Genomic DNA, 13,407 nt, shown 5'->3' with positions numbered 1-13,407 from the left:
CACAACAGCACGAAGAAGTTCGCGCTCAACCGGCTTGCGGCGGCTGAGGAGAAGCGGCCGCAAGCTCGCGGCAGCGGTTGCTCGCCTCGGCGTCGCCGACGTCCTCATACACCTCGGCCGCCCGCGCGTAGGCATGGCGGCTCTCCCCGGTCCGGCCCTCGTCGGCCAGCAGGGCCGCCAGTGTCTCCAGGGAACGGGCCTGCGGGACGGGCAGCCGAGCCTGCTCCATGAGGCCGATCGCCTCGGTGAGCTTGATGATCGCTTCACCCCGGTGGCCGAGCGATCCCAGACATTCGCCGACGCGGGCAAGCACGATCGGCCGGAGGAACGCCGCGACGCTCGGCGTCACCCCCGAGCGGTCGTCGTTCAGCAGGGCCAGCACGTCGAGGTACTGCTCCAGCGCCTCGGTGTGGCTTCCGGCGTCGCGAAGGCAGGTGCCGAGGGCGCTGAGACAGTGGCAGTACCGGTCCATGTCGCCGTTGGCCTTGTGGATCCGCGCCGCCTGGGTTTCCGCCGCGATGGCCTCATCGAGCCGGCCGAGCCGTCGGAGCGCGCCTCCCGCGTGGTGGTGGGCCGAGGCGATCTGCGTCGTGGCGACACTGCGGGTAGCCAGGTCGATCGCCCGGGCTGTGTACCGCAGTGCGGTCTCCGGGTCGTCTCGCGGAATCAGATGGACCCAGGCCAGCAAGTTCATCTGCGTGGCCTGGCGGGCCGGATCGCCCAGGGCGGCGGCGGCCTCCGCGCCGAGGGTGAAGACCTCCTGCCAGTACGGCGCGTGCATCCACCGGTCGGAGAACCAGTACATCGACTCGGCGCAGTCGAGGACGGCGGAGTGCAGGCCGCCGCTCGCCGCGTGGCGCAGCGCGCCCAGCCAGTTGTCCACGTTCACGCGCAGCCAGCGGTCAGCCTGCTCCGGGGAGAACAGGTCGGCGAGGTCGGCGTCAAGCCGGTCGGGACGGCCGTAGGCGGGTTCGAACCACCGCCCGGCGGTGGTGGCCATCCGCAGCAGCCACGACGTCACCGTCTCGATCAGAGCGTCGCGCTCGGCCGCGGCGTCCTCCGCCTGAAGCCTGTCGCGGGCGAACAGCCGGACCAGGTCGTGGAAGCGGTACCGGCCCGACGTGCCGTCCTGCAGCAGGCCGAGGTCGACGAGTTCGTCGAGGGCGTCCCAGGCGTCCTCGACCGAGATCCCGCCGGCGACCGAGGCCAGAGCGGCGTCGAAGTCCCGGCCCGGCACCAGGGCGAGCCGGCGGAAGACCTGTCGCGCTGACGCCGCGAGCTGCTCATACGACATCCCGAACGCATTGGCGATCTTGAGGTCGCCGGCACTGAGCTGCTCAAGCCGGCGTTCCTCGTTCGCCAGCCGGGCGACGAGCTCGGCGGCGCTCCAGCCGGGACGGCTGACCAGCCGGTTCCCGATGATCCGCAACGCGAGAGGCAAGCCGCCGCACAGCTGCGCGAGCTGCGTCAGCGCCGGTTCGCCGTCCGATGCGGAGCGTCCGCCCAAAATCCCGGTCAGCAGTTCGGTGGCCTCCGCCACGGGCAGGGGCCCCAGGCTGAGCCTGCGCACCCCCTCCAGACCAGCCAGCAGCCGGCGGCTGGTGATCAGGACCCGGCCGTGGCCGCCGCTCGGCAGCAACGGCCGGATCTGCTCCTCGGAGGCGGCGTTGTCGAGCACCACCAGAACGCGCTTCTCCTCAAGCGCTGACCGGTACAAGGAGGCACGATCGGGGACGTCATTGGGTACTTCGTGATCCGCGACGCCGAGCGCACGAAGCAGCAGCGCCAGAGCCTCCCCGGCGGCGACGGAGTGCGGGGACATGCCGAACAGATCGAGGAAGAACACCCCGTCCGGGAAATCGGTCCGCAGGGCATGGGCGGCGCGAACGGCGAACGTGGTCTTCCCCAGACCGGCAGGGCCGGTGATCAGCCCGACGCCGGCCGCCCCCGGCGAGGCGCCGGCGTGCACCAGATCGTTCGTCCAGGCCAGCTCCGCCGCCCGGCCGGTGAAGTCGCCGACGGATCGGGGTAGCGCGCACAGACCGGTTGATCGGGTCCAGTGGTCCCGCAGACGACCGTCCCGCGCCAGTTCGACGAACTGCTTGCGGGCGCTCTCATCGAGAGCGAGTGCGTCCGCGATGGCGATGACGGTCCGGTGCTGAGGTCCTCTGCTGCGTCCCCGCTCCATGTTGGACAGGCTTCGGTCACTGACCCCCGAGGCGTCGGAGAGCTGTTCCAACGTGAGACGCGCCGCGTGCCGATGGCGGCGCAACACCTCCGCGAAGCTGAGTGGATCGGCGATGGGGACCCCCTTGCGCGTGCGAGCGTGCATCAGCCGGAGGCCGCTGAAGCGGCGATCTCCTCAATCAAGGGAAGCACCGATGCCCGACCGGGACGCTAGGGACGATCCCTAGTCGTCGGTACTAGGGTCGGGCCGGGCGAGGCTCACGGAGAGCTGAGCGCTTCGGCGAGGTGGCGGCGGGAGGAGATGCCAAGCTTGGCGTAGATATGGGACAGGTGGTATTCGACCGTCTTCTGACTGACGTAGAGCTCCGCCGCGGCTTCCTGGTTCGTCCGTCCGCTCGCGATGACGTGGGCCACCGAGAGCTCGCGTTCCGTCAGCGCCGAGAGCCGGCTGGGATCCCGGTTGAAGGCCGTGAGCCCACTCGCGGACAGATCGGCCTCGCACCGCCGGACGAACGGCACGGCGCGCAGCGAGCTGAAACGGCCGTGGGCCTTGTGGAGCCACGCTGCCGCATCCCGTCGAGACGTGGAACCGGTGGCCAGGAGAAGCCTTCCGTAGGCGTGTTCCACGAGGGCCCGGTAAAGGGGCGCGGTGTCGGTGTCCCCCTCGGCGGCGACGGCCTGCTCATAGATCGCAAGGGCGTCGCGCGGACGGCCCCGGGCTTCGGCGAGTTGACCGTCGAGTCTGGCGATGACGACCCCGAGGTAACCGTCGCCGTCGTAGGCCGCCCGCAGTTCACGCAGTGCCACCACCGCGGCGTCCACCCGTCCGGTGCCGGTCAGCGCCTCGATGAGCAGCGACTGCTGCCACAGCCAGAAGGGCTTGTCCAGCAGGCGGAACCCGCCGTCTTCGGCCGTCCCGTCGAGCAGCGGCCGGAGCGAGCGCAGCAAGGTGGGGTAGTCGGCCCTGGCCTGTGCCACGGTCGCAGCCGCCAGGGACGAGTAGACGATCTCGGCTGCCGAGTCGAGGGACTGCGCGATCCGCGCCAGGTCGTCGAGGTGTCGCTGTGCGATGTCCCACTCCCCCCGGCCGGCCTTGACGCAGACGGCCGCGAAACGGGCCGGGGCCTCGCCCGCCAGCTGGTCTTGGGACGACGCGACGGCCAGAGCCCGCTCCGCGGTGGACTCGCTCTCGTCCCAGTCGCCGGCGACGTAGTGGACGACGGACAGAAGGGAGATCGTCAGGGGGCCGAACTTGGATCCGGCCCCCTGCTGGTCGCGTTGCGCCACGATCTGGAGATCGGCGCGCGCCGCGGAGAGCTCGCCCAGGAACAGACGCAGGACGCCGCGCGTGGCCAGCGTGTCGAGATTGTGGTTGCCCACCGTGGTGCCCTGGACCGGCAGATGCGCGAGGTCCCGCAATGCCGCGCGCGGACCTTCGTGCCAGAGCCGGCCGGTCGCCAGGGCCGCGCGGGTGAAGTCGGTCGTCGCCGGGTCGAGATCGCCTATCGTCAGGGTGCGGCGGGCGATCTCCACCGTCTCGGCGCCCCGCCCGCGCCAGAGCATGATGTTGGTCAGGAAGGTGCCGGCCAGTACGGCGACCCAGCCGGGCTCCGGGAGCGACAGAGCCTCCTGCCATGCCTGGGTGAGGTGCGCCTCGGCGGTGGCGAACCGGCCCGCCATCATGTCCAGGGTCCCCAGGACGCAGCTGCGCAGCGGCCCCGGCGAGCAGTCCTCCACCTGCCGGCGCAGGTTCGCGGCCCAGCCGGGCTGCATGGTGAGCAGCGACTGGGCACAGGCGGTGAGCAGCCGTCGTTCGCGATCCGCGCGGTCGGCCGACAGAGACGAGGCCCACAGCAGGCGGGTGGCGGCCACGGCGTTGCGTCCGCTCGCCGCCTCCTCCATTCCGGACCGGTCGAGCTCGTCGGAGAGCCGGGCATCGATGGTCGCGGCCGCCGCGACCCGATGGGCCCAGCTGGCGGCCGTGCTCACGAGCGCAGCCGCACCGACGTGCAGGAAGCGACGCCGTTCGGGGGTCAGCGCGTCATAGATCGTGTCGCGCTGGAGCGCGTGCACCAGGGCGACGGGGCTCTGAGGTTCCTTGGGCCACCACAGCGCGAGCCCGGCGGCCAGGGCGGGCCCGAGTGCGCGAGCCGGATCCGGGAGATCGGCGAGCCGGCCGACCACCGACAGCGGAACCTGCGCGTCCAGCACCGCCATGGCCTCCAGCAGGTCGCGGGACTCCTGTGGGAGACGGTCCAGTTGCGCCCTGATCCCGACCTGAAGCGATCGCGGGACGGGCCAGCGCTCCAGCGCACCGTCTCGCAGCACGTCGGCGGGAATCTCCGCCAGCACCGTCCGGACGTACAGCGGGTGCCCTCGGGTGTAGGCGTGCAGCCGGTCGGCCAGGCCCGGCGCCAACCGGCCTTCGATCAGGGCCTGCGCCAACTGCGCGATCTCGCCGCCGCCGAGTCCGCCCAGATCGACCTTCACCGTCCGCTCCGACGAGCGCAGCAGCCTCTCCAGGGTTTCACCGGACGCCTCCGCTTCCGGCCGGGTCACCAGAATCGTCAGGACCCGGTCCGCCCAGAGACGGCGCAGAACGAAGCCCAGCACCTGGACCGACAGCCGGTCCGCCCACTGGACGTCGTCCACGATGACGGCGACGGGGTTGCCGGACTCCTGCAACGCGCCCAGCAGGAGGAGCAACTGCCCGCCGACCACGTGCGGACTCGTCCCCGCGGGCGGACTCTCGGCCAGCAAGGGGAACTGTTCCAGCACCGCTCGGTCCACATGCCGGGTCAGCTGTCCGATCACGCCGTACGGCAGGTCGGCCTCCGATGGGTCGCCGATCGCCCGGAGAATCGTGAAGTCGTCCAGTGACGCGGCGAACCTGCGCACGAGGGCGCTCTTGCCGATCCCGGCCTCGCCCTCGACGACGGCCAGCCAGGAGTCTCCTGCCCTGACCTTGCCCGCACAGTGCCGAAGCCGGGCGGACTCATGCGCACGGCCCACGAACAACTCGTCCACCGCATCAGGGTCCACGTGCCCGAACCCCCCAGTGCCAGTCGTCACGGAGCGCTGCTTGTCACCTCCGACATGAGCATTCCGCCGGAAAACGGGCGGAAGGTCTCATGCGCTCCGACGTTAGGAAACCACACCGCCTGTGGCAAGCGACGCGGGGGACTGTGGCCTTTCCCTGATACGAAGCCTCCGGTGCCGGTGTTCTCCTGCTGCGACAGACAAGAACACACCTGGAGGGCACCATGACGAAACCGATCCCCGTCATCTTCATTCACGGGCTGTGGCTGCACGCCACGTCGTGGACCCCCTGGATCGAGATGTTCGGCGACGCGGGCTACGCGCCGTCCGCCCCCGGCTGGCCGGGCGACCCCGATACCGTGGCCGAGGCGCGCGAGAACCCCGAAAGCATCGCCGACCACGGCATCGACGACGTCGTGGAACACTTCGCCGGGATCATTCGCACCCTGGACGCCCCGCCGATCCTCGTCGGCCACTCCTTCGGCGGAATGATCGCGCAGAAGCTGCTCGGACAGGACCTGGCCCGCGCCGCCGTTGCGATCGACGCCGCGCAGATCAAGGGCGTCCTGCCGCTCCCCCTGTCCGCGCTGCGCGCCACGCTGCCGGTGTTCAAGAACCCCGCCAACAAGCACCGTGCGGTCTCGCTGACCGCCGAGCAGTTCCGGTTCGCGTTCGGCAACGCCATCTCCGAGGCCGAGTCGGACACACTGTATGAGAGATGGACGATCCCCGCACCCGGCAAGCCACTGTTCGAGGCGGCCGCCGCCAACTTCAACCCGCACTCACCGGCCAAGGTCGACACCGACAACCAGTCACGCGGCCCGCTGCTGCTGATGACCGGCGGCAAGGACCACACCGTCCCGGAGACCGTCGTCCGCGCGACGCTCAAGCAGTACCGGCACTCCGACGCCGTCACCGACATCACCGCATTCCCCGACCGGGGCCACTCGCTGACCATCGACGCGGGCTGGCGCGACGTCGCCGACACCACGCTGACCTGGCTGCGCCAGCAGTCTCTGTAGGACCGCCCCCACCCCTTCGAGGAGCGGGACCGAAAAGTGTGCCCGGGTGAAGTTCCATGGCTCACGGTAAGACCGCGGCACATCCATGATCCACTTAGTTTAGGTGCGGGCCGCTGATGAACTGGTGCTGGGCTTCGACCTGCGTGAGTCACACCGGAAACGTCACCGCGGTCAGTTCCTCTGAGATCGTCCACAGGCGACGTTGAGCGGTGGCGTCGTGGGATCGGGCGCTCGACGTGACGACCTTCGGGTGTCCCCTGCTCTCCTGGAATCCGTCGGGACCCAGGTACTGGCCGCCCTGGACGGACAGGTCGGTCGCGGCGCGCAGCGAGGGCAGCGCCCCCATCGCGGCGGGCTGGATCAGCAACGGCCGGACTGCCGCGAGACCGACGTTCTGGATCCTCCGGTGTCCGATCCTCCGGGGTGCGCCGCGACGGCGACGGTCTCCCCCTTTCCGGACAGCCTGTGTTGGAGTCCGTAGGTGAACATCAGGTTGGCCAGTTTGGAGTTTCCGTATGCGGCGACGCGGCTGTACTCGCGGGTGCTCCAGTTGACGTCGTCGAAGTCGATCGGTCCACCTTGGCGGTGACCCGCGCTGCTGACGGTGACGACGCGAGAGCCGGGGATGCGCAGCATCTTGTCGAGCAGCAGCCCGGTGAGAGCGAAGTGGCCGAGGTGGTTGACGCCGAACTGCAACTCGAAGCCGTCCGCCGTGGTCGTTCGCGGGGCGTACATGATGCCGGCGTTGTTGATCAGCAGGTCGATGCGGTCACGGGTGGCCCGCAGTTCGTCGGCGGCCGCGCGGATCGAAGCCAGCGAAGCGAGATCGAGGCGTTGCACCGTGACGTCGGCGTCCGGGATGGCTGCGGTGATCTCGGCTGCCGCCCGCTTGCCCTTGTCCATGTCCCGTACGGCGAGGACCACGGACGCTCCGCGCGCGGCGAGCACCTTGGCGGTTTCGAAGCCGATGCCGGTGTTGCCTCCGGTGATCACGGCGACACGACCCCGCTGATCGGGCACGTCGGCGGTCGTCCACCGCTGTCGGGGCATGGTTCCTCCAGATACAATCGGGGCGCTCGTTCCGCTTAGGAACATACCGGAACGCGCGCCCCGCTTGTCAAGGAGACCTGTTGTGACTGAGAAATCCCGGCCGCTACGCGCGGACGCCGCCCGCAACCGCGCTCGTGTGCTGCAGGTCGCCTACGAGACGTTCGCCGAAGAGGGCGCGGGCGTCCCGATCGACGAGATCGCCCGCCGCGCGGGAGTGGGCGCGGGCACGGTGTACCGGCACTTCCCCACCAAGGAATCGCTGTTCCAGGCGATCGTGGCCGACCGGTTGCAGCAGGTCGTCGAGCGGGCACGCGAACAGGCGGCAGCCGACCCGGGGGAAGGGCTGTACGCGTTCCTGTTCCATATGGCCGAACAGGGCGCGACCGATCTGGGGCTCACTGAGGCCTTCGCAGGGATCGGCTTCGACCTGGCTGCGGCCCTGCCCGACGCCGAGAAGGAGTTCACGGGGATGATGGCCGAGATCCTCACCCAGGCCCAGCGCGCAGGGACCGTGCGATCTGATTTGGATGTGGCCGACATCAAGACCCTGATCGTCGGCCTGCAGGCGATGCGGCGCTTCCGCGGCGACAGCGAGTTGATGCACCGCGTCTACCCGGTGATCCGGGCCGGCCTGGCCGCGCCAGACGCGTCCCCCGATGGAGCCACGGATGCGAGTGCTTGAGCACAAGCCCCTTGATTAAGCGGGGCGCACGTTCCGGTAGAGTCCTAACCGGAACGAGCGCCCCGAATTAATCTGGAGGGACCATGCCTCGACGCCACGGACCGGCGCCCGACATGCCCAGGCGCCACCGCTGGACGATGGCCGAAGAGTCGACGCGCGCCACCTTCGCCATGACGGCGGGGTGGGCATGACCTGGCTCGACGAGACCATCCGCGGTCGGCACATCAGTCTGATCACCTTCCGTAAGAACGGCCAGGCCGTCCCCACCCCGGTCGGGTTCGTCGTCGACGGCGACGAGTTGTTCGTGCTGACGGCACGGGACAGCGGCAAGGTCAAACGACTCCGTAACAACACGTCCGTCGTGGTCACACCGTGCGACGGCAGGGGGCGCGTCGCCGAGGGCACATCGAGCATGAAGGGCACGGCCCGGCTCCTGGATGAGACAGAGACGGCCCGAGTACGAAGGCTCATGTCACGCAGGTATCCCGCGGCTCGGCTGGTGTTCTGGTGGAACCAGTTCCGCGGTGGCCGTGACCGTTGGATCGGGATCGAGGTGACGCCGTGATCCAGATCGTCCGGCGACCTGCCCCACGGCCGGCCGGGACGCCGGCGACGAGGTGCCGTCACGGTGCGAGGTGCTTCTCGAACCAGTGGTGGGCGTAGTACTCGGTGTTGTACGGCTCGATCTCGCGGTAGCCGGCCGAGCGGTACATCGCGATCGCCTCGGTGAGGTTGCCATTGGTATCCAGCCGGCATGCGGCCCAGCCACGCTCGGCGGCGTATCGTTCCAGCTCGTCCAGCATCCGCCGCCCGATCCCGAGCCCGCGGACGGAGTCCGCCACCCAGACGCGCTTGATCTCGGCGGGTGCGTCGCGGTGGAGCTTCACCGCGCCGCAGCCGACGGGCTCGGCGTTGAGGGTGGCGAGCAGGAACACGCCGGCGGGTGGGACGAGTTCCTCGTCGTGGACCGGGTTGCTCAGTGCCGGGTCGAACCCATCGTCGAAGCGTCGCGCGATGTCCCGGGCGTAGGCCCGCACGCACGCCCGGGCCCGCGGGTCACTCGGAGGGCACGGCTCGATGACCACCATCGACGCGATGAGCAGCCGCTCGACCTCGGCCATCGCCGCGACGAGCCGTTCGCGGCGTTGCTCGGTGAGCGGCTCGAGGATCGACCAGGCGAGCTCGTCGGAACGCCTGTCGAGCTCGGCCCACTCGGCCCGGCCCGCGTCGGTGAGCACGGCGGCCCGTACCCGCGCGTCGCCACCGACCTGGTCGGCCGGCCCGACGGTGACGAGCCCGTCACCTTCGAGGGTGCGCAGGAGCCTGCTCAGGTACCCCGAGTCCAGCCCGAGCCGGGCGCGTAGCACGGCGACCTCGGCGCCGCCGGGGCCGATTTCCCACAGCAGACGGGCCTGCGCGAGGGGTCGTCCGCGGGCCATGTATTCGTCGTCGAGCGCCCCGACCCGCTGTGTGACCGTCCGGTTGAACCGCCGCGCTGCGGCGATGAGTTCCGCTTTCATATACCTGACTTTAGTCAGGCATATGAAACTGCCGCAAACATGCTCCCCTACCGCGAGTGCGTTCTGAGCCGAGACACCCGCCTTTCGAGGTCGTAGGAGCCCACCGGCCCATGACTTGCTCCTCTGATGAAAGGCGCGCTGTCGTCAGCGTTGCCGTCGAACCCAGACAAAAACGCCCCGGCCGCGATCGGCTCGGGGCGTTCGGGCTGTTCAGGTCGTGTGGGGATGATGCCGTCAGTGCCGCTGTCCCCTCGGCCATGCACCTGGGACTCAGGTCAGCCCTTCAGGCACATGACGGAGATGACACCGGTGGGCTGCCCAGCCCCGGGCGCGTAAGCCACAGTCACCGACCAACCGACCGCGGCGCCGCCAGCGATCGCGGGACCGCTCGAGCGCACCTCGACGCCGGACGGGACCGCGAATCCCCCGCCGGTCGCGACCATCCCTGGCGGGCAGTTCACTTGCCCGGCCCCGTTGGCGATCCGCGACTGCACTGCTTGGACGTCGAGCGGTCCGGCGGCGCCGGGCGGGCCCGCGGGACCCCGCGCGCCTGTGGCGCCCTTCGGACCTGCCGGCCCGGTGGCGCCCTTCGCGCCGGTGGCACCCTTCGGCCCGGTGGCACCCTTCGGTCCCGTGGCACCCTTGAGGCCGGTGGCTCCCCTCGGGCCCTGAGGCCCCTTCTGATTCCAGGACGTACGTGTCTCGGTGCTGCTGCACTTGGTGCCGGCCGACACGATCCGTACGGCGCGAGTGGCCTTGTTGACGCAGGCGTAGATCACCGGGGTCGGGGCAGCGGAAGCGGTGGCCATTCCGCCGACCGTGAGCAGCGAGCCGGCGAGCGCGCCCACCGCTAAGACACCGATCGTGCGTCCTCCGGGCAACTTGATGATCATGTGGCGTGACCTCCTGCGGAGATGACGGATCTTGACGCATCTGAGCGTGCTCGATATCCGGGCTCGCGTCATCGGTGTCAGCACCTAGATCACCAGGTGCCAGCCCCCATTCAGCCGGGTGCTGGCACCAGGAAGCCACGGTGACTCAGCCGGTCACCGGCCGGCGCGGGTCAGTCCCCGCCGGTCGCCGTACGTCAGTCTCCGGCGAGCGCGGCGTGGACGGACGAGACCGCGCTCGCGCCGTCGCCGACAGCCGTGGCCACGCGTTTCGTCGAACCCGAGCGGAGGTCGCCGACCGCGAAGACCCGGGGTGAGCTCGTCTGGCACGGCAAGGCCGATCCGGCGGGTAGCCCGACGTCGGTGAGCACGAACCCGTCCTCGGCCTTGGCCACTCCGGTCAGCCAGCCCGACACCGGGTCGGCGCCGACGAAGCAGAACAGCGCACGGCTGGCCAGCCGTTGCGGCCGCTCGCCGGGCCGTTCGACGACGACCGACGTGATGGTGCCGTCACCGGCCAGTTCGCTGACCGTGCAGCCGGTGTGGACTCGGATCCGGGAATGGGCCTGGATCCGGTCGGTCAGGTAGGACGACATGCGGGCTGCGAGGTCGTGGCCGCGGACGACCAGATCGACCGTCGCGCCGCGGGCGGCGAGGGACAGGGCCGCCTGCCCGGCCGAGTTGGCGCCGCCGACGACGGTCACCGGCCGGCCCTCGTAGCCCCGGACGTCCGGCTCGGTCGCGGCGTACCGGATGCAGCCGGACTGCTCGAACGCCGCCCATCCGGGGATGTCCAGACGCCGGTATCGGGCGCCGGTGGCGGCGATCACCGCGCGGCACTCGACGCGGACCCCGTCCTCCAGGACGACGACCGGCCGCCGCTCGTCGGACAGGTCGAGGCCCTTCGCAGCGCAGGGCGAGTGGATGCGTACACCGAACTTGAGGGCCTGGACCATGGCCAGGTGGGTCAGGTTCACGCCGCTGACCCCGTCCGGGAAGCCCAGGTAGTTCTCGATGCGGGCGCTCGTGGCGGCCTGGCCGCCGAGCCCGCTCCGGTCCAGCAGCACGGTGACCAGGCCCTCCGACGCCCCGTACACGGCGGCGGCCAGGCCCGCGGGACCGGCACCCACGACGACGAGGTCGACCGGTCCTCCGCCGTCCCGGTACGTGAGGCCGAGCGTCTGCGCGACTGTTCTCGGCGTCGCGCGCCGCACCACCGAACCGTTGGCGACGGCCGCCGGGAGGTCGGCTTCCGTCAGCCCGGCCGAGGTCATCAGGGAGCGCCCGGTGGGTGAGGTGGCGCTTCGCCAGGTGTGGGGCAGCAGCATCTGCGTCACGTAGCCGCGCAGTTCCAGGGTCTCCGCGGAGTCCTGCCGGCCGACGATCTCCAGAGCGCCGCCCGCCGCCGCGCGGAAGACCTCGCGCCGCTCCTGGAACGCTGCGAGCAGCAGTCCGGCGATGTCGTCCTGCTCAGCAAGGGCCCGGCGCAGTCGCGCCGCCCCGATCCGGATGACCGCCCCCGCGGACGTCACCCGGGCGGTCAGGTAGACCTGCTGTCCGGTCAGAAGGTTGAGCTCGCCGAGGAAGTCTCCGGGGCCGCCCCGGTAGATCAGGCGTTCCGGCTCGATCGCCGTCGCGTCCCGGACGATGTCCACCGTCGCCGTCCGGAGCAGGAAGAAGTCGTAGGAGTCGTCGCCGGAGGTGTACAGGTTCCGGCCGGCCTCGACATGCTCCTCCTCGCCGTATCCGGCAAGGCGGCGGAACTGCTCGTCGTCGAGGGCCGGTCCGGTCGGACGGCGGCGCTTCGGCCGGGCGACGGTCACGACGTACAGGAGCAAACCCGCCGACGTGAAGACGAAACCGGCCCAGACGGTGGACAAGGTGCCCCAGCCTGCCTCCAGGGTGACCGCGCCGCCGATCGCGCCGAGGGAGTTGGCCAGGTTGAGCGCGGCCAGGTTGAGCGCGCCCATCAGGGTCGGGGCGTCCGGCGCGAAGCCGGTCAGCCTGACCTGGATGGTGGGGATCGCGAACATCATGGTCGCGCCGACGCCGAACAGGCACGGCAGCAGGACCAGCAGATCGCCGCCCGCCACGCCGATCAGCACCAACAGCGCCAGGACCCCGCCGTACCCCCAGATCAGACCCCGGTGCTTGTACCGGTCCGCTACGCGCCCGCCGAGGTAGTTGCCGACCGCCATGCCGAGGCCGAAGACGGCCAGGGCGATGGGGATGAGCGCAGCGTCCCGCCGCGCCGCGTCGGTGACGAAGGGGCCGATGAACGTGTAGACGGCGAAGATGCTGGAGATGCCGAGCGAGGCGACGGCGACCATCAGCCAGACGTTGATCCGGCGCAGGCCGTTCAGCTCGCTCCTGACGGGGCTGCCGTGCAGGTCGTCGGTACGGGGCAACCAGGCCACCAGGGCGATGCCGGCCAGCAGGCCCACGGCGACCACGGTCCAGTACATGACACGCCACCCGGCGTGCTGGCCGATGAAGGTGCCGAGCGGCGACCCGGCGATGGTGGCGACGGTGAGTCCCCCCATCACGGTGGCGAACGCCTTGCCGCCCTTGCCCGGCCCGTACACGTACGCGGCGACGACCGCCCCGGCGCCGAAGAACGCCCCCTGCACGCTGCCCGCGACGAAGCGGAAGACGACGAGCAGCACGATGTTCGGCGCCAGCGCGGACAGCCCATTGCCCACCAGGAAGAGCACGACCAGGCCGAGCAGCAGCGTGCGCCGGTTGACCCGGGCGGCGAGCAGAGTGATCAGCGGAGAACCGATCACCACCCCGAAGGCGTAGGCGGTGATCGCGTATGTGGCGACCGGGATCGACACGTCCAGGTCGGCGGCGAAGAGCTGGATGATGCCGTTGCTGCCGAACTCGCCGGTGCCGATCGCGAAGGTGCCCAGTGCCAGCGCGAACAGAGCGAGCCTGGGGTTGACGGCGGGCTTCTCGGCGAAGGTGTGCCGTTTCTCCTCGGCGGCGCACTGGCCTTCGTACGCGCTGACGAACAT

General features: G+C 70.4%; 10 protein-coding genes. 3 read left to right on the top strand and 7 right to left on the bottom strand.

The features are described from left to right. Window positions 1-25 precede the first annotated feature (25 nt). Window positions 26-2,332, bottom strand: coding sequence for a tetratricopeptide repeat protein (locus Pmi06nite_RS29185; protein WP_203956355.1), 2,307 nt, complete (start codon window positions 2,330-2,332; stop codon window positions 26-28). A 113-nt stretch (window positions 2,333-2,445) separates the two neighbouring features. After that, window positions 2,446-5,259: a helix-turn-helix transcriptional regulator gene (locus Pmi06nite_RS29180; protein ID WP_203956354.1), complete on the bottom strand. Its 2,814-nt coding sequence runs from the start codon at window positions 5,257-5,259 to the stop codon at window positions 2,446-2,448. A 191-nt stretch (window positions 5,260-5,450) separates the two neighbouring features. Here Pmi06nite_RS29180 and Pmi06nite_RS29175 point away from each other — a divergent pair, with 191 nt between their 5' ends. Continuing rightward, on the top strand, window positions 5,451-6,248 hold the full coding sequence (locus Pmi06nite_RS29175; protein WP_203956353.1) for an alpha/beta hydrolase: 798 nt from the start codon (window positions 5,451-5,453) through the stop codon (window positions 6,246-6,248). A gap of 148 nt (window positions 6,249-6,396) precedes the next feature. On the opposite strand, the gene Pmi06nite_RS42880 is transcribed toward Pmi06nite_RS29175, so the two are convergent. Both Pmi06nite_RS42880 and Pmi06nite_RS29170 read right to left on the bottom strand, forming a co-directional pair. Then, window positions 6,397-6,615 carry an SDR family NAD(P)-dependent oxidoreductase gene (locus Pmi06nite_RS42880; protein ID WP_308442536.1) on the bottom strand — a complete coding sequence of 73 codons (219 nt, stop codon included), beginning with the start codon at window positions 6,613-6,615 and terminating at the stop codon, window positions 6,397-6,399. Beyond that, window positions 6,609-7,298, bottom strand: coding sequence for an oxidoreductase (locus Pmi06nite_RS29170; protein ID WP_308442535.1), 690 nt, complete (start codon window positions 7,296-7,298; stop codon window positions 6,609-6,611). Before Pmi06nite_RS29170 ends, Pmi06nite_RS42880 begins: the two co-directional genes overlap by 7 nt. Before the next feature lie 82 nt (window positions 7,299-7,380). Here Pmi06nite_RS29170 and Pmi06nite_RS29165 point away from each other — a divergent pair, with 82 nt between their 5' ends. Both Pmi06nite_RS29165 and Pmi06nite_RS29160 read left to right on the top strand, forming a co-directional pair. After that, window positions 7,381-7,980, top strand: a complete 600-nt coding sequence (locus Pmi06nite_RS29165; RefSeq protein WP_239114274.1) for a TetR/AcrR family transcriptional regulator — start codon at window positions 7,381-7,383, stop codon at window positions 7,978-7,980. A 70-nt stretch (window positions 7,981-8,050) separates the two neighbouring features. Continuing rightward, on the top strand, window positions 8,051-8,545 hold the full coding sequence (locus tag Pmi06nite_RS29160) for a PPOX class F420-dependent oxidoreductase (protein ID WP_308442541.1): 495 nt from the start codon (window positions 8,051-8,053) through the stop codon (window positions 8,543-8,545). A 58-nt stretch (window positions 8,546-8,603) separates the two neighbouring features. Here the strand turns inward: Pmi06nite_RS29160 and Pmi06nite_RS29155 are convergent, their stop codons facing one another. The 3 genes from Pmi06nite_RS29155 to Pmi06nite_RS29145 form a co-directional block, all read right to left on the bottom strand. Continuing rightward, on the bottom strand, window positions 8,604-9,500 hold the full coding sequence (locus Pmi06nite_RS29155) for a helix-turn-helix domain-containing GNAT family N-acetyltransferase (RefSeq protein ID WP_203956350.1): 897 nt from the start codon (window positions 9,498-9,500) through the stop codon (window positions 8,604-8,606). A gap of 275 nt (window positions 9,501-9,775) precedes the next feature. After that, window positions 9,776-10,393: a hypothetical protein gene (locus Pmi06nite_RS42705; RefSeq protein WP_275409612.1), complete on the bottom strand. Its 618-nt coding sequence runs from the start codon at window positions 10,391-10,393 to the stop codon at window positions 9,776-9,778. 194 nt (window positions 10,394-10,587) lie between these two features. Beyond that, the gene (locus Pmi06nite_RS29145; RefSeq protein WP_203956349.1) at window positions 10,588-13,407 is read right to left on the bottom strand and encodes an MFS transporter; all 2,820 of its coding nucleotides are present in this window, start codon (window positions 13,405-13,407) and stop codon (window positions 10,588-10,590) included.

It is taken from the genome of Planotetraspora mira, assembly GCF_016863275.1.
GTDB classification, from domain to species: Bacteria; Actinomycetota; Actinomycetes; order Streptosporangiales; family Streptosporangiaceae; genus Planotetraspora; species Planotetraspora mira.
Note: the sequence above shows the minus strand (reverse complement) of the source record. Positions and strands in the feature narration are given on the sequence as shown.

What these genes read in the sequence shown, in the direction of transcription:
- Pmi06nite_RS29145 (WP_203956349.1), bottom strand. Translation starts at nt 13,407, where the DNA reads ATGTTCGTCAGCGCGTACGAAGGCCAGTGCGCCGCCGAGGAGAAACGG.
- Pmi06nite_RS29175 (WP_203956353.1), top strand. Translation starts at nt 5,451, where the DNA reads ATGACGAAACCGATCCCCGTCATCTTCATTCACGGGCTGTGGCTGCAC.
- Pmi06nite_RS29185 (WP_203956355.1), bottom strand. Translation starts at nt 2,332, where the DNA reads ATGCACGCTCGCACGCGCAAGGGGGTCCCCATCGCCGATCCACTCAGC.
- Pmi06nite_RS42705 (WP_275409612.1), bottom strand. Translation starts at nt 10,393, where the DNA reads ATGATCATCAAGTTGCCCGGAGGACGCACGATCGGTGTCTTAGCGGTG.
- Pmi06nite_RS29170 (WP_308442535.1), bottom strand. Translation starts at nt 7,298, where the DNA reads ATGCCCCGACAGCGGTGGACGACCGCCGACGTGCCCGATCAGCGGGGT.
- Pmi06nite_RS29155 (WP_203956350.1), bottom strand. Translation starts at nt 9,500, where the DNA reads ATGAAAGCGGAACTCATCGCCGCAGCGCGGCGGTTCAACCGGACGGTC.